A 19,306-nucleotide genomic window follows, 5' to 3' on the forward strand; every position below is an offset into this window, starting at 1 on the left:
AGTAAGCCGTGCGCGCGGGTTCGTCGAGGGGTTGAAGCGGCCGAATAGCCGACGCCACTGTCCCTGTCCCCTTGTGGGAGAGGGTGGATCGCCGCGCAACGGCGAGACGGATGAGGGGTCTCTCCCCACGAATCTAACTCTCGTTTGGAGGCGCGGATAAAAACCCCTCATCCGGCGCTTCGCGCCACCTTCTCCCGCAAGGGGAGAAGGAAGAGCTTCCCTACTCCGACATCGGCTTGTCGGAGATGTCCCAGTCCTTGCCGGTGAACGTCGAGATGAACAGCGTCTTCATTGGCGTGTAATTCTCGGGCGTGTAGCTGTAGGTGACGCCGTCGAGGAAATAGGGCGAGTGGAAACCGTTGAGGTTTGATGCCTGCTTCAGCACGTTGGCGCGGGTGAGCTCGTCGCCGCAGCGGCGCAGGATCTCGCCCATGGTCACCGCCTGGCCGTAGCCGGCGAAGGCGATGGTGTTGTCGGGATCGATCGCCGGTGTGTATTTCTTGCGCAGCTCCTCGAACGCCATCACGTCGGGGTCCTTCTCCCATTTCGGCAGGCCGACCTCCTTGTTGTAGCGGATGGCAACGATGCCGGTGGCGTTCTCGAGGCCCGCGGCGCTGAGGATGGAGCGGCCGGTCGAGCCGGCCGACAGCAGCTGCAGCGGTTTCCAGCCGAGCTCGGCTACTTTCCGAATCGACTGCGACGACGCCTTGCCGGTGGAGATGTTGTAGAAGACATCGGCGCCCGACTTCGAGAGGTTGATGAGCTGGGAATCGACCGTCGGCTCGGTGAGATCGTAGGTCTGCTCCATGATCACCTGCGCGGTGCCGCCGGCATCGGCCAGCACCTTCTTGAAGGGACCCAGGAAGTCGCGGCCGAAATCGTCGTTCTGGTAGAGGATGCCGATCTTGGCGTTCGGCTTCACGCTGACGACGTGCCGGGCCAGTATGCGCGCCTCGGTCGGGTAGAGCGGCAGGCCCGCCATGGTCCATTTGAACTCTTTCGGGTTATTCCACTTCGACGCCCCGGTGTTGAGCAGGAGCTGCGGCACGCCCTTGGAGTTCAGGTATTTGTGCACGGCGGTCTGCGGTGCGGTGCCGAGCGAGCCGTAGAGCGCCAGCACCTCCTCCTGCTCGACCAGGCGCCGCGTCGCCTCGACGCATTTCGGGGCGCTGTAGGCATCGTCCATGGTGAGGAACTTGATCTTGCGCCCGTTGATGCCGCCCTTCTCGTTCAGCATCTGGAAATATGCCTCGCCAATGCGGCCGAGCACGCCGTAGAGCGAGCCGGGGCCGGAATGCGGCACGGTCTGCCCGATCTTGATCTCGGTGTCGCTGGCCCCCGCATCGTATTTCTTCTCCGCGGCCCAGACATAAGGCGCAGGCAAAGTGGATGCGGCAATTGTGGCGAGCGCGGCGGCGCTGAAGTCGCGCCGCGATGGATTCTTGGTCATGTTTGTTTCTCCCTGTGCGCGCATTGTGCTGGCACCGCCGCACGGCTCGCAAGTGGGAAGTCGCAGCTTTGCGACGCAATGACGCTCAAATTGCCAGGCGATTAGCGCCTAGACTCAAGTTTTCTCGGCAACGGCGACGAGGCCGCGCACCGGCTCGTTGTTCTCGTTGCGCGGCGAGGCCGGCTCCAGTGTCAGCAGCTTGAGCCCGGCTTTCGCGATGGCGGCGCGCACATATTCCGCGGAATGGGCGTAGCGCAGGCCTTCGCCGAGCACGATGCCGCTGCCGTCATGCGTCTCCAGCGTGAAGGCCAGCACGCCGCCGGCTGCGAGCACGCGCTTGGCCTCGGTGAGCACCGGCGCAAGATCAGAGAGATAGACGAAGGCATCCGCGGCAACCACGAGGTTCGCGCTCGCATCACTCTTGTCGCGCAGACCTTCGATCATGTCGGCGACTTCGAGCTCGGCATAGAGATTGGTGGCGCGCGCCTGCTTGATCATGCCGGGCGACAGATCGATGCCGACGAAATGATCGACCTGCTTGGCGAAGGCGGCGGCCGCGAGCCCGGTGCCGCAGCCGAGATCGATGGTGCGCTTGAAGAAGGCGGGCTTCTTGGCGGCCGCGCGTGAGGCCAGCACCGCCTTGAAGATCAGGCTCGGGGCGCGGTACCCGAGATCGTTGATCAGCGTGTGCTCGAAGCGCGGCGCATATTGATCGAACAGGGCCTGCACATAGGCCTTCGGCATCTCCGCCATCTCGGCATCACCGAGTCGCATCAGATGCAGGCCGGCGCCGTGCTGATCCTCGGGATCGGACCTGAGCGCTTCACGAAACGCCGCGATGGCCTTGTCGCGCTCGCCGAGCTGCTGACGGACTTCGCCGAGGGTGAACCAGGCCGAGGTGAAGTTCGGCGCGAGCTCGATCGCCTGCTCCAGCAGGTCCGCGGCCGCGGCCAGATCGCCCTTGAGTTGGAGGTCGCGCGCGAACTCGAAGCGGCGGTCGGCCATGAGATCGCCGGAGGTCAGGAACAGGCGCAGGGGCATAGGAACTCGGCTCGTCACTGCCGGGCTGACCCGGCAATCCATCAAAAAACGACTGTTTAAGTGCATGGATGCGCGGGTCAAGCCTCCGCCCATTGGCTTCGGCGGGCTTTTTACACCGCCGGGCCGGCGAAGCCTAACGGAGACGGCAAGCCCGCGCATGACAGGTGAATTCGGGGCGCCTGCCTCCTATATCGTCTCCATGCGCCCGCAAGACATCCTGCTGCCAGTTGCTGCCGGCCTGTGCTGCAAGCCCGGCGGCTTCCATATCGACCCCGTGCGCCCGGTTGAGCGGGCCGTGATCACCCACGGCCATTCCGATCATGCCCGCGCCGGCCATGGCGCAGTGCTGGCGACGCAGGAAACGCTGGACATGATGCGGCTGCGCTATGGCGAGCATTTTGCCGGCTTGACGCAAGCGATCCGCTATGGCGAGGAGATCCGGCTCGGCGACGTCACCGTCAAGTTTCACCCGGCCGGACACGTCTTGGGCTCGGCGCAGATTGCGGTGAGCTGCAAAGACACCTGCATCGTCGCCTCCGGCGATTACAAGGACGCACCCGATCCGACCTGCACGCCGTTCGAGCTCGTGCCCTGCGACGTTTTCATTACCGAGGCGACCTTCGGGCTGCCGGTATTCCGTCATGGCGATGCCGCCGACGAGGTGAAGAAGTTGCTCGCCTCCGTCGCCCTCTTTCCGGAGCGCGCGCATCTCGTCGGCGCCTATTCGCTTGGCAAGGCCCAGCGCGTGATCGCACTCTTGCGCCAGGCCGGCTACGACGCGCCGATCTACCTGCATGGTGCGATGGAGACGATCACGCATTACTATCAGATCCGCGGCATCGAACTCGGCGAGCTCAGGCCCGCGAAAGGCGTGAAGAAAGCGGCGCTCGCCGGCACGATTACGCTGGCACCGCCGTCGGCAACATCCGATCTCTGGACACGGCGCTTCCCCGATCCTCTCACCGCCTTCGCCTCCGGGTGGATGCGCGTGCGCGCCCGAGCGCGGCAGCGCGGCGTCGAGCTGCCGCTGGTGATCTCCGACCATGCCGACTGGGATGGCCTCACCGCCACGATCGGTGCGACAGGTGCCGGCGAGATCTGGGTCACCCACGGCCAGGAAGACGCGCTGGTGCATTGGTGCCAAAGCAAGGGCTTGAAGGCGCGGCCGCTTGATCTCGTCGGCTATGGCGACGAGGAGGAGAGCGAGACGCCAATTGAGGGCGAGGCGGAGGCATGAACCGCTTCGCCGAGCTTCTGGACCGTCTCGCCTACGAGCCCGGCCGCAACAACAAGCTGCGGCTGATCACCGGCTATTTCCGCGAGGTCGGCGATCCCGACCGCGGCTACGCGCTGGCCGCGCTGACCGGCGCGCTGAGCTTCAAGCACGCCAAGCCGGCCCTGATCCGCGATCTCATCGCCGCGCGCACCGACCCGGTGCTGTTCGGGTTGAGCTACGATTATGTCGGCGATCTCTCGGAGACGGTGGCGCTGATGTGGCCAAAGCAGGCGCATGGTAATAACGAATCCTTTCCGGGCTACCCCTCTCCCCAGCCCTCCCCCACATCCGCCTTCGCTCTTCGAGCTTCGACGGACGAGAGGGGGGAGGGAGCGCAGCGGAGTACTGCGCAATCACCTGATGCTTCAGTAACCATCGCAAAACAGTCCAAGCGTGAGGGACACACGAGCCTCACCGTTCCCTCCCCCCTTGTGGGGGAGGGTCAGGAAGGGGGGTACCGCGGGCGCGATACCAATGTGTCCTCTCACCCAAGCAACCACAACAGCCCGCCACCCCCATCCCTCACCGAAGTCGTCACCACACTGCGAACGCTCGGCAAGACCGAGCTGCCAAGGCAACTCGAACGCTGGCTTGACGAGCTCGATGAGACCGGCCGCTGGGCGCTGCTGAAGCTCGTCACCGGTGGGCTTCGCATCGGCATCTCCGCGCGTCTTGCCAAGACCGCGGTAGCGGCGCTCGGCGACAAGGATCCGCACGAGATCGAGCTGATCTGGCCGGGGCTCGCCCCGCCGTATCTCGACCTCTTCGCGTGGCTCGAGGGGCGCGCCGAAAAGCCCGTCAATCGCGATCCGGCGCCGTTTCGGCCCGTGATGTTGGCGCATGCGATCGAGGACATGGATTTCGCCGCACTCGATCCCGCCGATTACATCGCCGAATGGAAATGGGACGGCATCCGCGTGCAGGCGGTGGCAGGGCGCGATGATCGCGGCCACATCACGGCGCGGCTCTACTCGCGCACCGGCGAGGACATCACGGGAAGCTTTCCCGACCTCGTGCCGGCGCTGCGCTTGCCCGGCGCCATCGACGGCGAGCTGCTGATCCTGCGTGAGGGCCGCGTGCAGAGTTTCAACGTCCTGCAACAGCGGCTGAACCGCAAGGTGGTCTCGCCGAAGCTGATCAAGGAATTTCCGATCCACTTGCGCGCCTACGATTTGCTGGGCGACGACGAGAACGATCTGCGCGAGCTGCCGTTCGCGGAACGGCGTGAGCGGCTGGAGACCTTCATCGCAAAGCTTGACGATCCCCGCATCGACCTGTCGCCCACCATCCCGTTCGCAAGCTGGGAGGCGCTGACCGCTGCGCGCGCCGATCCTGCCAGCGCCGGTGCGGGCGAAGATGCGGACGCGGTCGAAGGCGTGATGCTGAAGCGGCGCGATGCGCCCTATATGCCGGGGCGGCCGAAGGGACAATGGTGGAAGTGGAAGCGCGACCCGCACATCATCGATGCCGTGCTGATGTACGCGCAGCGCGGTCATGGCAAGCGCTCGTCTTATTATTCCGACTACACGTTTGGCGTCTGGACCGCAGGCGATGGCGGCGACGAGTTGGTGCCGGTCGGGAAAGCCTATTTCGGCTTCACCGACGAGGAGCTGTTGCAGATCGACCGCTTCGTCCGCCGCAACACCACCGAGAAATTCGGCCCCGTCCGCCATGTCGTGCACGAGCCGGACAAGGGGCTGGTGCTGGAGGTCGCTTTCGAAGGGCTCCAGCGCTCGCCGCGACACAAATCCGGCGTCGCCATGCGTTTTCCCCGCATTAGCCGCTTGCGCTGGGACAAGCCGCCGCGCGAGGCCGATCGGCTGGAAACGCTGGAAAGGATGCTGAAGGCGGAGGCGGCGGAGATCGAGGCGTGAAAGCGCGCTGAGTCGAGGCTCGTTTCTCGCCCAGGCAGAGGTGCGCTCCCTCTCCCGCAAGCGGGAGAGGTTTGCACCGCGCCCGCGGCGGGCGGCGCGCCCAAATCGTGGCCCTGGCGCTGCCCGAATTAAAATGCGGTAAGCTGATTGACGCACCGTTGCGGGTTCCCCATGTGCCCCGCGGTGACCTATAATCGGGGCGAATCCCCGTTGAGGAGTTTCTTGCGATGGCCCACGACGTCAGAGATTTGCCGGCTGGCCGCAGCGATGGCCTGAACCGCTTTCTCGGCGGCACGCCGCTGGCGGTCGCGTTTCGGCTGGTCCTGCTCTCGATCCTGGTCGGCGTCGTGCTGGCCGCGATCGGCTTCGATCCCTGGAATATCATCTACAGCATCCGCCTGTTATTCCAGCGGCTGTGGGATCTCGGCTTCGATGCCGTGAACTGGCTGTGGCGCTACTTCCTGCTGGGCGCGGTCATCGTTATTCCGATCTGGCTGCTGTCGCGCGTGTTCGGCGCGCCGCGCGGCAGGTAAGGATTTAGGGGCCCGCAGCCGATGCAACTACGCTTTGTCGGCTGCGGTGACGCCTTCGGCTCCGGTGGCAGGCTCAACACCTGCTTCCACATCTCGGGGCGCGAGACCAATTTCCTGATCGATTGCGGCGCGTCGGCTCTGCCGGCCCTGAAACGGCTGGAGATCGAGCGCAATGACATCGATCTCATTCTCATCACACATTTCCACGGCGATCATTTCGCCGGGCTGCCATTCTTCCTGCTCGACGCCCAATTCTCGCGGCGGACGCGGCCGCTGACGATTGCGGGCCCGCAAGGCATCGAGATGCGACTAACGCAGGTGATGGAAGCGCTGTTCGAGCACTCCTCGAAGACAAAACAAGGTTTCGAGCTCTCCGTCGTCGAACTCGCGCCTCAGCAAAGCCAGAGCTTCGACGCAGTGACAGTGACGCCCTACCCGGTCGTGCACGGCCAATCCGGCGGGCCATTCCTGGCCTATCGCGTCGAGGCTGAGGGCCGCACGCTCGCCTACAGCGCCGATACCGAATGGACGGAGACGCTCATTCCGCTGGCGCATGGCGCGGATCTTTTCATTGCCGAAGCCTATATGTACGAGAAGGCGGTCAAGAACCATCTCAGCCTGAAGACCTTGGAACAGCATCTGCCCGCGATCGGCGCAAAGCGCCTCGTCCTCACCCATATGAGCGAGGACATGCTGTCGCGCCTGGACGACATCGAGCATCTCGCCGCCGAAGACGGCATGGCGCTCGTGTTCTGACATGCACGCGCCCGTTCATCCCAGGATCGGTTCCCGCCAGGTGTTCGCCATCGCCGGGCCTGCGATGGTCGCGAACCTCACCACGCCGCTGATCGGCGTGGTCTCGACCACAGCGATCGGACGGCTCGACGATGCGGCGCTGCTCGGCGGCGTCGCGATCGCGTCAGTGATTTTCGACTGCCTGTTCTGGCTGTTCGGCTTCCTGCGCATGAGCACGCTCGCCTTCACCGCGCAATCGCTGGGCGCTGGTGATACGCGCGAGCCGACCGCGATCCTGGCGCGCGGTTTCATCGTTGCTGGCCTGATCGGCGCCGCGCTGATCGCACTGCAACTGCCGCTCGCCGCGATGCTGTTCGACCTCATGGGCGGCAGCGAGGGCGTGACGCAGGCCGCGAAGACGTACTTCAAGATCCGGATCTGGTCGTCGCCGTTCGCGCTCGCCAACTACGTCATCCTCGGCTGGCTGATCGGCCAGGCCCGCGCCAATTCGGCTCTGTTGCTTCAGGTCGTCATCAACCTCGTCAACATGGCGGCGACGATCCTGCTGGTGCTGGTCTACGACACCGGCATCGCCGGCGCCGCGAGCGCCGCGCTGTTGTCGGAAGCCGTCGGGTTCGCCCTTGGCGTGATCGTCTGCCGCTATTATGCCGGCGGCGGCTTCGCCGTCCCGTACGCTACGCTGCTCGACCGCGAGAAGCTCCTGCGGATGCTGGCGGTGAATTCGGACATCCTGATCCGCACCGCGGCGCTGATCGCCGTGTTCCTGTTCTTCACCGCCAAGGGCGCACAGGCCGGCGACGTCATGCTGGCCGCCAACTCCGTGCTCAACAACTTCCTGCTGGTCAGCGCCTTCTTCCTCGACGGTCTCGCCAACGCGGCCCAGCAGCTCTGCGGCCGCAGCCTTGGCGCACGCGATGCCAAGGGATTTGCCGATTCGACCCGGCTGGTGCTGCTGTGGGGACTCGGCTTTGCAATCGTCGTCGCGGTGCTGTTTGCGCTGTTCGGGCCGGCCCTGATCGATTTCATGACGGCGAGCGAAGACGTCCGCCGTACCGCGCGCGACTTCCTGCCGTTCGTTGTACTCGCGCCCCTACCCGGCGTCTTCGCCTTCGGCTTCGACGGCATCTACATCGGCGCGACCTGGGCGCGCGAGATGCGCAATTTGATGCTGGCCTCGCTCGCGATCTTCCTCGGCACCTGGTGGGCGCTGCAATCGTTCGGCAATGCCGGACTGTGGAGCGCCCTGCTGGCCTCCTACGTCTCGCGCGGCGGCTTGCAGGCCGCGCGCTATCCGGCGCAGTTCAGGGCGACGTTTTCGAAGCCGTAGAAAGATCGTACCCGAGATGTTCGTGTCCCGGACGCGCTGCAGCGTGAAACGCTGCTGCGCAGAGCCGGGACCCCGTGGCTTGTGGGCCCCGATCAGCACCGCACCGCCCAAGGCGGCGCGGAGTCCACCTTACATCCCCGGCCAATCTTCCGCCGTGAGCGTCGCCGCATCCGCGCCGACGATCTCGGAGAGCGAATCCCGCCCGGTGCGGAGCAGCGTCGAGGTCAGGTCGCGCTTGATCTCGTCGACGAGGCCGAGTCCTTTGTAGACCAGCGACGAATAGAGCTGGATCAAGCTGGCACCGGCGCGGATCTTGGTCAGCGCGGCCCCGCCCGAATCGACGCCACCAACGCCGATCAGGGGAAATGCGCCCTCGACGCGCACATAGGTCTCCGCGACCATGCGCGTCGACAGGCGGAATAGTGGTCGTCCGGACAGACCGCCCTGCTCCCTGGCGCGCATCTCCTCGCGCAGCGTGGTCGGTCGCGCGATCGTCGTGTTCGACACGATCATGCCGTCGACCCGGCGCGAGCGCGCCACCTGCACGACATCGTCGAGCTGAGCAAGGCTGAGATCAGGCGCGATCTTGAGCAGCACCGGCGTGTCGCCCGCCTTCTGGCGCACCCGTTCCCGCGCGTCGATCACGCGTGCGAGAAGATCGTCGAGCAGTGCGCCTTCCTGCAAATTGCGCAGACCCGGTGTGTTCGGGGAGGAGACGTTGACGGTGAAATAGCTCGCAACCGGCGCAAAGGTCTCGATCAGCTTGACGTAGTCGCCGACGCGATCGGGTGAATCCTTGTTGGCGCCGACATTGACGCCGACGATGCCGCCGTGCGCTGCGCGCGCCGCGAGCCGGCGCAAGGCGACGTCCGCGCCGTCATTGTTGAAGCCCATGCGGTTGATGACGGCCTCGTCGCGCTCCAGCCGGAACAGCCGCGGCCGCGGGTTGCCGCTTTGCGGCTTCGGCGTCACCGAGCCGATCTCGACGAAGCCGAAGCCGAGCCGCAGCAACGCATCCGGCACCTCGGCGCTTTTGTCGAAGCCCGCGGCCATGCCGATCGGATTGGGGAAGTTGAGCCCGAAGGCGCGCACCGCGAGCTTGGGATCATCAAGGCGCGGCTTGACGGGTGGCAAGAAGCGCAGACCCTGGATCGCGAGCCGATGCGCATCCTCCGGGTCGAGCCAGCGCAGCACCGGCAGCGAAAACGCGTCGAAAGCGCGGATCACGGGGCAAGCTCCGGAACATCGTGACCGCCGTCGGAACGCAAGTTGAGGTTCATCACAGCGATCACCGCGCCGAGATCGAGCTCGCCATAAAGGTGCGGAAACAGCTCGTCATTGCGCGATCGCTCCCAGCGCAATTCGCTGCCGAGCGCATCGCCGTCGACCTCCACCAGGAACAGCGCGCGCTGCCCGACATAGTGCTTGCGCAGGGTCTCGGGAACCTGGGTGGCGGTCGAGAAATGGATGAAACCGTCGCGCGCATCGTCCGCGCTGCCACGGTAGACACCCTGCCGTTCCGCCTCGCGCCAGGCCGAGGCCGGACAGATTTTGTAGATCTTGACCACCGCTACCGCAGTCCTGTTTGCTCTTTGAGTTTTTTGGGATTTTTCGTCTCTCGCGGGTCCTCAAAACCCGGCCGCGACCGTAAAGGCGGCCCCTTCTGAACTCAAGACCTAGAGCCTTTCCGTTCCGATGAAATCGGAACGGGCCTCTAGACTCTTGTTTTGACGCGTTTTCTTGACGCGAACCGGTGCCCACTTGGCTTGAAAAAGCTTCTGCCCACCACCCCTTGCGCGAAAAACGGAAAACCGGTTTGATTTGAGGACAGTTTTCCTGAGTTGCTTCGATGGTCAAACAGGCCAAAGCGCAGAGGATGCTGACTCACGACCAGATCTGGGTCGCGCTGGATCGGCTGGCGGCGCGCGCCGGGCTTTCGCCATCCGGCCTTGCCAAGCGCGCGGGGCTCGATCCCACCACCTTCAACAGGTCCAAACGCGTCACCTCCGACGGCCGCGAGCGTTGGCCCTCGACGGAATCGATCGCGAAGGCGTTGGCGGCGGCCGGCGCCTCGATTGACAGCTTTGCCAGGCTGATCGACGAGGACGCCGGCGAGCCTCACTCGGTGCCGCTGCTCAGCTTCGCACTCGCCGGTGCGAGCGGCGCTTTCGACGAATCGGGCCTTCCATCCGGCAAGGGCTGGACCGAAATCGCGCTTCCCACCGCCGAGAACGGCCACGCCTTTGCGCTGGAGATTTCCGGCGATGCGCTCCAACCAGCCTATCGCGACGGCGACGTCATCCTGGTCTCGCGCGGCACGCCGATCCGCAAAGGCGATCGCGTGGTGGTGAGGACCAAAGCGGGCGAGATGGCGGTCGCGACGCTGAAGCGCCGCACGGCAAAGGCGCTGGACTTGCAGCCGTTCGATGCATCACAGGCGGAGCGGGCGATCGCGGTGAGTGATGTCGCCTGGATGGCGCGGATCGTCTGGGCGAGCCAGTGATTGCGCCCCGCCTGGCGTGGTGAACCAGGCGATGACATCACCCGCGCCGCGCGTTTCGCCGTGGCCCTCGGCAAGGTCAAGTACAAGCAATCGGGACTACGTCCTACGCACTCCGCGCCAGCGCGCCGTCGATCATGTTGACCGCGTTCTGGATGCCGTAGACCGCGACGAAGGAGCCGAAGCGCGGGCCCTTCTCCTGACCGAGCAGCACCTGGTAAAGCATGTTGAACCAGTCGAGCGTGACGCCGGGACGGCCGTCCTTGCCCTTCTTGACCTGATCGAGGAACGGCTCGCGGCGGCCGACCTCGTAGACGACGTTCTGAATGTCCTCGGCCGAGGCGTCCTCCGGCAGTTGCGACAGCGCATCGCGCAGGTCCTGTAGCGCGGCACGCTCGCTATCAGTCGGCTCGCGAAATTGCTTCGTGGGCGCGACGAAGTCGCGGTAGTAGTTGATGGCATAGCCGACCATGGCATCGAGCTTCGGATGCGTCTGCGGGCTCACGCCGGGACGGTAGCGGCCAATAAAACCCCACAAGGTCTCGGCATTCTCCGCGTTCGACGACGACACCAGCGTCAAGAGGAGCTGGAAGGTGACGGGCATGTCGCCTTTCGGCGGATGGCCGTTATGAATGTGCCAGACCGGATTGCCGAGCTGCTGCTTGGCATCCTGCTTGGCAAAGCCGTCGATGAATTGCTGGTAATCGTCGACATTGCGCGGGATGACGTCGAAATAGAGCCGCTTGGCCGCCTTCGGCTCACGGTACATGAACAGCGACAGCGATTCCGGCGAGGCGTAGCGTAGCCATTCGTCTATGGTGAGGCCGTTGCCCTTCGACTTCGAGATCTTCTGGCCCTTCTCGTCGAGGAACAGCTCGTAGTTGAAGCCTTCCGGCGGCGTGGCGCCAAGCGCCCTGGCAATCGCGCCGGACAGCTTCACGGAGTCGATGAGGTCCTTGCCGGCCATCTCGTAGTCGACGCCGAGCGCGACCCAGCGCATCGCCCAATCGGCCTTCCACTGACACTTGACGTTGCCGCCGGTGACCGGCGTTTCGACTTCCTGGTTGGTGTCAGGATCGACATAGGTCACCGTGCCGGCCGCGACATCGCGCCGGATCATCGGCACTTGCAGCACCACGCCTGTCGTCTTGCTGATCGGCAGGAATGGCGAATAGGTGGCGCGGCGGTCGGGCCCGAGCGTCGGCAGGATGATCGCCATGATCTTGTCGTAGGCGGCCAGCATCTTAAGCAACGTCGCATCGAAGCGGCCCGATGTGTAGTAATCGGTCGAGCTCGCGAACTCGTAGTCGAAACCGAAATGGTCGAGGAAGGCGCGCAGGCGCGCATTGTTGTGCGCACCAAAGCTGTCATGCGTGCCGAAGGGATCGGGGACGCGCGTGAGCGGCTTGCCGAGATTGGCTTCCAGCGGCGCCCGGTTCTGCACGTTGTCAGGCACCTTGCGCAGGCCATCCATGTCGTCGGAGAAGGCGAGCAGGCGCGTCTTGATCTTGTCCTCGGTCAGCACGCGGAAAGCATGGCGCACCATCGAGGTGCGCGCGACCTCGCCGAACGTGCCGATATGCGGCAAGCCGGAGGGACCGTAGCCGGTCTCGAACAGCACCTCGTCCTTCGGGCTTTTCTTCAGCCGCGCGACGATCGCCTTCGCCTGCTCAAACGGCCAGGCGTTGGATTGTTCGGCGAGCGCACGCAGGTCGCTCGGGCTCGCGGCAAGATCGATAACGGACATCGGGGCCTCCGGGCCGCGGAAAATAGCGATTTCCGGGCAGAATGCAATTTTGTGGGCGAGTGTCAGACCCTCACCCTGAGGAGCGCGCTGTTCGCGCGCGTCTCGAAGGGCGAGGCCATCAGTGGGGCCTTCATCCTTCGAGAGGCTTGCTACGCAAGCCCTCAGGATGAGGATCTGAGAGCAGCGAAGAACCTAAAACGGGCTCACCGAAAAATACCGCAGCCACAGATCGGTGTAGCGGCCTTTTTCCCAGACGCGGAACAGGGCCCAGTTCAGGGCCTGGCGCAGCACGTCGTTGCCCTTGCGCACGGCGATGCCGATGCCCTCGCCGAAGAAGCGGCTCTCGACGAAGGGGCCGCCGGAGAAAGCGCAGCAATCGCCGGAATCGGTGCCGTTGATCCAGAACGCGAGCGAGATGGCGTCGCCGAAGATGAAATCGACCTCGCCCTTGCGTAAAGCGCTGCGGAGCGCATCGTCATTGGGATAGGCGTGCAGTTCGGCGTCGGTGAACATCGCCTTGAGATAAGCTTCGTGCGCGGAGCCGGCGATGACGCCGACCTTCTTGCCTTCGAGATATTCGGGCCGGATTTCCGGCATCACCGCGTCCTTGCGCGAGACGAAACGCGCCGGCACCCGGTAATAGGGATCGGTGAAATCGACGCGGGCGCGGAGCTGCGGGCTTACCGCCATCGAGGCGATAATGGCATCGCCGCGGTTGGAGGTGAGCGCGTCGACCAGCGTCTCGAAGCGGCGCATCTGCACCGTGCAGGTCACCTTGATCTCGTCGCACAATGCGCGGGCGAGGTCGACGTTGAAGCCGGCCGGATTGCCGTCGGCGCCGGTGAAGTTGAACGGCGGATAGTCGGTCTCGGTCAGGAAACGGATCACGGTCAGGCGTGACAGGTCCGGCCGCTCCGGACGGCGCCGCGGATCCCAAAAACCGGGCACGGCCTGGGGGGCGGCCTGGGGCACGGTTTGCGGCGTGGCCGGGGGCGCAGTGGGCGGCCGCTTGGCTGGTGTCTGGGCATTCGCGCCGGATAGGCCCGCGAGCAGGCACCCGCCGATGGCCAGCCGGCGCAGCAAGCTACGGGCAGATTTCGACGATTTCGCCTGTTGCGATGGTGCCATCGGCCGGAAATGAACTGATATCGGTGGGATCGGAGGGCCTTATAGACCATTCGGCCCGGAACGCGAGCGCTGAATGCGGACAAGGTGACGGTGCGCTCCCTCCCCCCGTGCCGGGGGGGAAGGCGGAGGAGAGGGTGTTTCAACAACCAAGAAATCCCTCGGAGCAAAGAGCTATCACCCCCGCCTCCGCTGCACCTCTCCCGCAGGCCAGGTAGGAGGGTGAGCTCGCGGTGCGATCGCGCTCTTCTTAGAGATACCGCTTCAGCTCTGCCGCCGCCTCGTCCGGCGTCCGCTTCAAATTGAACGGCGAGACGAAGCGGCCGTCGCGGTCCATCAGATAGATCAGCGCGGTGTGGTCCATGGTGTAGTCGCCGTCCTTGGTCGGGACCTTCTTGGCGTAGACACGGTAGGACGTGATCACCTTGGCGATCTCGGCGGGATCGCCGGAGAGGCCCTCGAGATGCGGATCGAAGCTCGACAGATAGTCCTTCATCGCCGCCGGCGTGTCGCGCTCGGGGTCGACCGAGATGAAGATGGCATTGACCTTGTCGGCATCCTTGCCCATCGCGCGCAGCACTTCCGAGATCTCGAACAGCGAGGTCGGGCAGACGTCGGGGCAATGGGTGTAGCCGAAGAAGATCAGGGTCGGCTTGCCCTTCAGGTTCTTGTCGGTGACGGTCTTGCCGTTCTGATCGGTGAGCTGGAACGGACCGCCGATCGTGGCCGGCTGCGCCACCTTGCTCATCCCGCCCATGGCCCAGAACATGATCAGGAGCCCGACAATGAGGCTTGCGGCGAAGGCGGTTGCGATCACCAGCGGACGGGCGATGGAGCTCATTGGCGGAACACTTCCTGTCGAGATCAGAAGCAGGCGGTGAAACCGGTCCTGATCATTTCGAAGAACACCTGGGTGCCGTAGTGAAACCAGAGCGTGAGGGCGGCGACCACGACGAGCGCGCCGAGACCCGCGCCCACCCACAGCAGCACGGACGGCATCCGGCCGGCATTGGGCGAATTGTCCGATACTGGATGGGCCGGGTGCAGTGGTTGAACCATGGTCATGATCGGGGCGAAGGGTTCCCTGCCTTTCAAATAGGCGCTGACGCGGGACCCGGCAAGCGCAGGGGTGGGGCAGAGATCACGATAAGCGTGTAGCAGCGCGAGCTTGTCGCAGGGTCGCCACTCCCGCAAGCCAAGCGGGAGAGCACCTCAATCGTGGTGCAAGTTTGCCAAAACCGGAGGGGTTGGGCCTACCTTGATGATGGCTTGTTGGTCGAGGCTTGCGCGTCCAGGTAGCAGGGCTTGTACATGGCCTGGAGCTGTTTGCCCCTCAGGAAGAGCATGTGCGGGGTGAGGCCGCCGCGCTGCGCGATCCAGCGCTTCACCTGCGAGGGATACATCGCATAGAGCATCTGGGTAGCTTCTGGATTGGTGATGGCGCGGCCGTTGCTGCCGAAATCCCACGCCGCATGGAAGCCGAGCGTTGCGTGCGAGGTCACGCAGATCCGGTCGCGTGGGATGGCGCCGAGCACGATGGTGCAGGCGGACGCGCAGAGGCCGTCGATGATGACGGTTTCGCCTGATTGCCGCAGGCCCTGGTATTTGTCGACGTAGGTTCCGATCCTGCCGCCGCGGTCATCCGCAATTCGAACCACCGCGTGAGAAGCCCCCATGCCGGCGATCAGCAGAATCGCCGCAAGCAACCCCGTCAGAACCTTCATTGTCCCCCGCCCCAGTCGTATTCGAATCTGCGTGTCAGGTGGTGATGCACGGCTAGCGTCGGTCGAGTCTGCGGTTTTGTCTAGGCACGCCGGCTTGCTCAAAACAAATTCAAATCCAGTGTTGCGTCCGCGCTGCACTCGGCTGGTCTCTATCCCAAAGTGGAACAAGTTAATGATGTCTTACCGGCCACACCCTTGATCTCAGTTGCAACCGCTGGCTTCAATCCGGACAACTACAGGGGGGAACCCGAGGAGGGGGAGACACATGATTGAAGAGACGGACGTCATCGTCGTCGGCGCCGGACTATCCGGACTGGTGGCCGCAACGGAGATTGCGGACGCGGGCAAGCGCGTCATCGTGGTCGACCAGGAGGGCGAACAGTCGCTCGGCGGCCAGGCGTTCTGGTCGTTCGGCGGGTTGTTCCTGGTCGATTCGCCGGAGCAGCGCCGACTTGGCATCAAGGACTCCTACGAGCTCGCGCTCCAGGACTGGATCGGCGCCGCCGGCTTCGACCGCGACGAGGACTTCTGGCCGCGGCAATGGGCCGAGGCCTATGTGGGGTTCGCGGCCGGCGAGAAGCGCGGCTGGCTGCGGGCGATGGGCCATCGCATCTTCCCCGTGGTGGGCTGGGCCGAGCGCGGCGGCTACGATGCAATGGGCCATGGTAATTCGGTGCCGCGCTTCCACGTCACTTGGGGCACCGGCCCCGGCATCGTCGAACCATTCGAGCGCCGCGCGCGCGAAGCCGCCCAAAGCGCCCGGCTGAGCTTTCGGTTCCGCCATCGCGTCGATGCGCTCTCCATCACCAACGGCACGGTGGATGGCGTCAGCGGCGCCGTTCTCGCCCCCGATACGATCGAGCGGGGCAAGAGCTCGTCACGCAACGCCGTCGGCGAGTTCTCGCTGAAGGCGCAAGCGGTGATCGTCGCCTCCGGCGGCATCGGCGGCAATCATGAGCTGGTGCGGCAGAACTGGCCGAAGCGGCTCGGCGAGCCGCCGAAATTCATGATCTCGGGCGTGCCCGAGCATGTCGACGGCCGCATGATCGGCATCACGGAGAAGGCTGGCGCGCGGCTGATCAATCGCGACCGCATGTGGCATTACGTCGAGGGCATCCAGAACTGGTCACCCATCTGGCCGCGCCACGGCATCCGCATCCTGCCCGGCCCGTCCTCGATGTGGTTCGACGCCACGGGCACGCGGCTGCCGGCGCCGCTATTCCCGGGCTCCGACACGCTCGGCCAGCTCAAATACATCATGTCGACGGGCTATGATTATTCCTGGTTCATCCTGACGCAGAGCATCATCAACAAGGAATTTGCGCTGTCGGGCTCGGAGCAGAACCCCGACCTCACCGGCAAGAGCTGGCGCATGACCTTGCGCCGCGCCACCAACAAAGGCGCGCCGGGGCCGGTGGAGGCGTTCAAAAGCCACGGTGTCGACTTCATCGTGCGCGACAAGCTCGATGAGCTCGTTGCGGCCATGAACGAGCTTGCCGGCAGCGACCTCGTCAGGCTCGAGCACATCAGGATGCAGATCGAAGCGCGCGACCGAGAGATCGCCAATCCTTACGTCAAGGATGCGCAGGTGATGAACATCCACAATGCGCGCCGCTATATCGGCGACAAGCTGATCCGCACCGCCTCCCCGCACAGAATTCTGGATCCCGCGCATGGACCGCTGATCGCGGTGAAGCTCAACATCCTCACCCGCAAGACGCTGGGCGGCTTCGAGACCGATCTCGAGTCGCGCGTGTTCGGTGAGGACGGCAGCGTCATTCCCGGCCTTTATGCGGTCGGCGAAGCCGCCGGCTTCGGCGGCGGCGGCGTGCACGGCTACCGCTCGCTGGAGGGCACCTTCCTCGGCGGCTGCCTGTTCTCCGGGCGCAATGCCGGCCGCTCCGCGGCGAAGGCGGTGGGCTAGATCATGCGGCGGTGGATGCATATCGGGGCGTTCCTCGTGGCCCTCACCGCCGTCACGGCGGCGTCTGCCGATACGGTTGACGTCAACGGCGTGAAGCGCTCCTACACCGCGCAGCTGCCGGCGAAAAAGCCTGCGCCGCTAGTCGTCGTGTTGCATGGCAAGACCCAGCGCGGTGCCGACATGGTCGCGCGGACGGCGTGGCCGCAGCTTGCCAGGCGCGAGGGCCTCGCCGTTGTCTTTCCGGACGGACTCAACCACGCCTGGGCCGATGCGAGGACCAAGGCGGGACCCGCGCTCCGCGGTCCACCCGAGGGCACCGATGACGTCGCGTTCATCGCAAAACTTATCGAGAAGCTGGTGGCCGACGGCACCGCCGATGCAAAGCGTGTCTACGTGACCGGCATCTCCAACGGCGGCGCCATGGCGATGACGCTGGCTTGCGCCCGCGCCGATCTGCTCGCGGCAGCTGCGAGCGTGATCATGAATCTCACCGACGAGGCTGCTGTCACGTGCCATCCGTCCCGGCCGCTGCCGATTCTGATCATGAACGGCACGGCCGACCCGCTGGTGCCCTATGAAGGTGGACGCGGATCGGGCTATTATGCCGCAGACGGGTTCTGGTCGACCGACGAGACGCTGGCGTTCTGGCGCAAGCTCAATGGCTGCGACGCGGATGAGTTGACCGAAGCCGACCTGCCCGACAGAAGTCCCACCGACCAATCCACCGTGACGCGGATTTCCTCACGTTGCCCGGCCGGACACGACGTCGTGCTCTATCGCGTCAATCGAGGCGGCCATCGCATGCCCGGATTTGCACCTGACGCGCGTTTCCCGAAGGTCGCGACCGGCCTGCTCGGGCCACAGAACAGTGACATCGACGGCGCCGAGACGATCTGGGCTTTCTTCAGCCAGTTTCGCTGAGCGGCGCATCGCCGCAGGCAGCGCATGCGTGTCTGGCAAGGCATGCGCGCCTGGCAACGCATGCGTGCCTGGGCTGGCACAGCGCGAATCGCTGGGCTAGACAGGGCCGCCCTTCCACCAGGAGATCCCAAATGAGCATTCAGCGTTTTGAAACCGGCCCGCGCATGAGCCAGGTCGTCGTGCACGGCAACACCGTCTATCTCGCCGGTGTCGTCGCGAACAAGGCTGCCGGCGAAAGCGTGACGAAGCAGACCCAGGACATCCTGGCGACCATCGACGGCCACCTCGCCAAGGCCGGCACCGACAAATCGAAGCTGCTCTCGGCCACGATCTACATCACCGACATGAAAACGTTCGGCGAGATGAACGCGGTGTGGGACGCCTGGGTCTCGCCTGGCAACACGCCGGCCCGCGCCACCGTCGAAGCCAAGCTGGCGGCGCCGCAATACACCGTAGAGATCATGGTGACCGCGGCGAAGTGACGCCTGCATGAGATTATGCGTGCGCCGATGACCTCCGAGGTAATCGATCGGCGCGCGCATTCCTTCGATAGTTACGGTCAGCCAACACGGCACTGTCGAAGGAGAACATCATGACCGATCCCAACACCATCGCCTGCCGCTACATCGAGCTCTGGAACGAACGCGCCGCCGGCCGCCGGCGCGAACTGCTCAGCCAAAACTGGACAGCGGATGCGAGCTATGTCGATCCCCTGATGAAGGGCGACGGCCAGGACGGGATCCACGCGCTGATCGCAGGCGTGCAGCAGCGCTTTCCCGATTTCACCTTCAAGCTGATCGGCGAGCCCAACGGCTACGGCGACCATGTGCGCTTCTCGTGGGGACTTGGTCCTGACGGCGTCGACAGCCCGATCAAGGGAACGGATTTTGCCGTGCTAAAGGAGGGCCGGATCAGGAGCGTGACGGGATTTCTGGATCAGGTGCCAGCGGGCGCGTGAAGGGCGGGCACGCTGCTTTCTTCCTTCTCCCCTTGTGGGAGAAGGTGGCGCGGTCCAAACCGGCTACATGGGTAACAGACTAGACCGGCGACATGGGTAACAGGTCAACTATTCGGCAAGGAGGGCTTGCCGATGGCTTGGAAGGAGACC

Annotated in this window: 19 protein-coding genes; 10 read left to right on the forward strand and 9 right to left on the reverse strand. The window is 64.7% G+C overall.

All coding sequences use genetic code 11. The features are described 5' to 3' along the window. Positions 1-220: 220 nt before the first annotated feature. Entirely contained in the window at positions 221-1,450 is a 1,230-nt protein-coding gene (locus IVA91_RS11755; RefSeq protein WP_247281786.1) for an ABC transporter substrate-binding protein, read from the reverse strand. A gap of 114 nt (positions 1,451-1,564) precedes the next feature. Next, positions 1,565-2,491, reverse strand: a complete 927-nt coding sequence (locus tag IVA91_RS11760; RefSeq protein ID WP_247281787.1) for a methyltransferase domain-containing protein — start codon at positions 2,489-2,491, stop codon at positions 1,565-1,567. A 199-nt stretch (positions 2,492-2,690) separates the two neighbouring features. Here IVA91_RS11760 and IVA91_RS11765 point away from each other — a divergent pair, with 199 nt between their 5' ends. The 5 genes from IVA91_RS11765 (at position 2,691) to IVA91_RS11785 (ending at position 8,257) form a co-directional block, all read left to right on the forward strand. After that, the gene (locus IVA91_RS11765; protein WP_247282046.1) at positions 2,691-3,728 is read left to right on the forward strand and encodes a ligase-associated DNA damage response exonuclease; all 1,038 of its coding nucleotides are present in this window, start codon (positions 2,691-2,693) and stop codon (positions 3,726-3,728) included. Next, positions 3,725-5,641 (forward strand): cisplatin damage response ATP-dependent DNA ligase, encoded by a 1,917-nt coding sequence (locus tag IVA91_RS11770; protein WP_247281788.1) that lies wholly within the window; start codon positions 3,725-3,727, stop codon positions 5,639-5,641. The genes IVA91_RS11765 and IVA91_RS11770 overlap by 4 nt, the downstream gene beginning before the upstream one ends. Before the next feature lie 227 nt (positions 5,642-5,868). Continuing rightward, complete coding sequence (locus IVA91_RS11775) at positions 5,869-6,174, forward strand: DUF6460 domain-containing protein (protein ID WP_247281789.1); 306 nt, start codon at positions 5,869-5,871, stop codon at positions 6,172-6,174. Between the two features lie 21 nt (positions 6,175-6,195). Continuing rightward, the gene (locus IVA91_RS11780) at positions 6,196-6,930 is read left to right on the forward strand and encodes an MBL fold metallo-hydrolase (RefSeq protein WP_247281790.1); all 735 of its coding nucleotides are present in this window, start codon (positions 6,196-6,198) and stop codon (positions 6,928-6,930) included. A 1-nt stretch (position 6,931) separates the two neighbouring features. After that, positions 6,932-8,257: an MATE family efflux transporter gene (locus tag IVA91_RS11785; protein ID WP_247281791.1), complete on the forward strand. Its 1,326-nt coding sequence runs from the start codon at positions 6,932-6,934 to the stop codon at positions 8,255-8,257. 129 nt (positions 8,258-8,386) lie between these two features. On the opposite strand, the gene IVA91_RS11790 is transcribed toward IVA91_RS11785, so the two are convergent. Further along, complete coding sequence (locus IVA91_RS11790; protein ID WP_247281792.1) at positions 8,387-9,484, reverse strand: quinone-dependent dihydroorotate dehydrogenase; 1,098 nt, start codon at positions 9,482-9,484, stop codon at positions 8,387-8,389. After that, positions 9,481-9,825 carry a DUF952 domain-containing protein gene (locus IVA91_RS11795; RefSeq protein WP_247281793.1) on the reverse strand — a complete coding sequence of 115 codons (345 nt, stop codon included), beginning with the start codon at positions 9,823-9,825 and terminating at the stop codon, positions 9,481-9,483. Before IVA91_RS11795 ends, IVA91_RS11790 begins: the two co-directional genes overlap by 4 nt. A gap of 281 nt (positions 9,826-10,106) precedes the next feature. On the opposite strand from IVA91_RS11795, the gene IVA91_RS11800 reads away from it, so the two are divergent. Further along, complete coding sequence (locus IVA91_RS11800; RefSeq protein WP_247281794.1) at positions 10,107-10,760, forward strand: helix-turn-helix transcriptional regulator; 654 nt, start codon at positions 10,107-10,109, stop codon at positions 10,758-10,760. A gap of 103 nt (positions 10,761-10,863) precedes the next feature. Here IVA91_RS11800 and IVA91_RS11805 read toward each other — a convergent pair whose 3' ends face one another. The 5 genes from IVA91_RS11805 to IVA91_RS11825 form a co-directional block, all read right to left on the reverse strand. Next, positions 10,864-12,504, reverse strand: a complete 1,641-nt coding sequence (locus tag IVA91_RS11805) for a lysine--tRNA ligase (RefSeq protein ID WP_247281795.1) — start codon at positions 12,502-12,504, stop codon at positions 10,864-10,866. A gap of 192 nt (positions 12,505-12,696) precedes the next feature. Further along, on the reverse strand, positions 12,697-13,632 hold the full coding sequence (locus IVA91_RS11810; RefSeq protein WP_247281796.1) for a transporter substrate-binding domain-containing protein: 936 nt from the start codon (positions 13,630-13,632) through the stop codon (positions 12,697-12,699). Positions 13,633-13,879: 247 nt separating this feature from the next. Then, positions 13,880-14,470 carry an SCO family protein gene (locus IVA91_RS11815; RefSeq protein WP_247281797.1) on the reverse strand — a complete coding sequence of 197 codons (591 nt, stop codon included), beginning with the start codon at positions 14,468-14,470 and terminating at the stop codon, positions 13,880-13,882. Between the two features lie 23 nt (positions 14,471-14,493). After that, on the reverse strand, positions 14,494-14,688 hold the full coding sequence (locus tag IVA91_RS11820; protein WP_346015479.1) for a hypothetical protein: 195 nt from the start codon (positions 14,686-14,688) through the stop codon (positions 14,494-14,496). Positions 14,689-14,882: 194 nt separating this feature from the next. Then, positions 14,883-15,353 carry a hypothetical protein gene (locus IVA91_RS11825; RefSeq protein WP_247281799.1) on the reverse strand — a complete coding sequence of 157 codons (471 nt, stop codon included), beginning with the start codon at positions 15,351-15,353 and terminating at the stop codon, positions 14,883-14,885. Positions 15,354-15,618: 265 nt separating this feature from the next. Here IVA91_RS11825 and IVA91_RS11830 point away from each other — a divergent pair, with 265 nt between their 5' ends. The 4 genes from IVA91_RS11830 (at position 15,619) to IVA91_RS11845 (ending at position 19,156) form a co-directional block, all read left to right on the forward strand. Beyond that, positions 15,619-17,277, forward strand: coding sequence for an FAD-binding dehydrogenase (locus tag IVA91_RS11830; RefSeq protein ID WP_247281800.1), 1,659 nt, complete (start codon positions 15,619-15,621; stop codon positions 17,275-17,277). 3 nt (positions 17,278-17,280) lie between these two features. Further along, the gene (locus IVA91_RS11835; RefSeq protein WP_247281801.1) at positions 17,281-18,198 is read left to right on the forward strand and encodes a PHB depolymerase family esterase; all 918 of its coding nucleotides are present in this window, start codon (positions 17,281-17,283) and stop codon (positions 18,196-18,198) included. Between the two features lie 131 nt (positions 18,199-18,329). Beyond that, on the forward strand, positions 18,330-18,680 hold the full coding sequence (locus IVA91_RS11840) for a RidA family protein (protein ID WP_027575148.1): 351 nt from the start codon (positions 18,330-18,332) through the stop codon (positions 18,678-18,680). Between the two features lie 110 nt (positions 18,681-18,790). Further along, positions 18,791-19,156 carry a nuclear transport factor 2 family protein gene (locus IVA91_RS11845; RefSeq protein WP_247281802.1) on the forward strand — a complete coding sequence of 122 codons (366 nt, stop codon included), beginning with the start codon at positions 18,791-18,793 and terminating at the stop codon, positions 19,154-19,156. Positions 19,157-19,306: the final 150 nt, after the last annotated feature.

It is taken from the genome of Bradyrhizobium sp. 153, assembly GCF_023073835.1.
Classification (GTDB): domain Bacteria; phylum Pseudomonadota; class Alphaproteobacteria; order Rhizobiales; family Xanthobacteraceae; genus Bradyrhizobium.

Excerpts from the sequence above, each read along its gene's own strand:
- IVA91_RS11765 (WP_247282046.1), top strand. The coding sequence starts at position 2,691 with ATGCGCCCGCAAGACATCCTGCTGCCAGTTGCTGCCGGCCTGTGCTGC.
- IVA91_RS11835 (WP_247281801.1), top strand. The coding sequence starts at position 17,281 with ATGCGGCGGTGGATGCATATCGGGGCGTTCCTCGTGGCCCTCACCGCC.
- IVA91_RS11780 (WP_247281790.1), top strand. The coding sequence starts at position 6,196 with ATGCAACTACGCTTTGTCGGCTGCGGTGACGCCTTCGGCTCCGGTGGC.
- IVA91_RS11770 (WP_247281788.1), top strand. The coding sequence starts at position 3,725 with ATGAACCGCTTCGCCGAGCTTCTGGACCGTCTCGCCTACGAGCCCGGC.
- IVA91_RS11760 (WP_247281787.1), bottom strand. The coding sequence starts at position 2,491 with ATGCCCCTGCGCCTGTTCCTGACCTCCGGCGATCTCATGGCCGACCGC.
- IVA91_RS11755 (WP_247281786.1), bottom strand. The coding sequence starts at position 1,450 with ATGACCAAGAATCCATCGCGGCGCGACTTCAGCGCCGCCGCGCTCGCC.
- IVA91_RS11805 (WP_247281795.1), bottom strand. The coding sequence starts at position 12,504 with ATGTCCGTTATCGATCTTGCCGCGAGCCCGAGCGACCTGCGTGCGCTC.
- IVA91_RS11845 (WP_247281802.1), top strand. The coding sequence starts at position 18,791 with ATGACCGATCCCAACACCATCGCCTGCCGCTACATCGAGCTCTGGAAC.
- IVA91_RS11840 (WP_027575148.1), top strand. The coding sequence starts at position 18,330 with ATGAGCATTCAGCGTTTTGAAACCGGCCCGCGCATGAGCCAGGTCGTC.
- IVA91_RS11810 (WP_247281796.1), bottom strand. The coding sequence starts at position 13,632 with ATGGCACCATCGCAACAGGCGAAATCGTCGAAATCTGCCCGTAGCTTG.
- IVA91_RS11825 (WP_247281799.1), bottom strand. The coding sequence starts at position 15,353 with ATGAAGGTTCTGACGGGGTTGCTTGCGGCGATTCTGCTGATCGCCGGC.
- IVA91_RS11815 (WP_247281797.1), bottom strand. The coding sequence starts at position 14,470 with ATGAGCTCCATCGCCCGTCCGCTGGTGATCGCAACCGCCTTCGCCGCA.
- IVA91_RS11830 (WP_247281800.1), top strand. The coding sequence starts at position 15,619 with ATGATTGAAGAGACGGACGTCATCGTCGTCGGCGCCGGACTATCCGGA.
- IVA91_RS11775 (WP_247281789.1), top strand. The coding sequence starts at position 5,869 with ATGGCCCACGACGTCAGAGATTTGCCGGCTGGCCGCAGCGATGGCCTG.
- IVA91_RS11800 (WP_247281794.1), top strand. The coding sequence starts at position 10,107 with ATGGTCAAACAGGCCAAAGCGCAGAGGATGCTGACTCACGACCAGATC.
- IVA91_RS11785 (WP_247281791.1), top strand. The coding sequence starts at position 6,932 with ATGCACGCGCCCGTTCATCCCAGGATCGGTTCCCGCCAGGTGTTCGCC.
- IVA91_RS11820 (WP_346015479.1), bottom strand. The coding sequence starts at position 14,688 with ATGGTTCAACCACTGCACCCGGCCCATCCAGTATCGGACAATTCGCCC.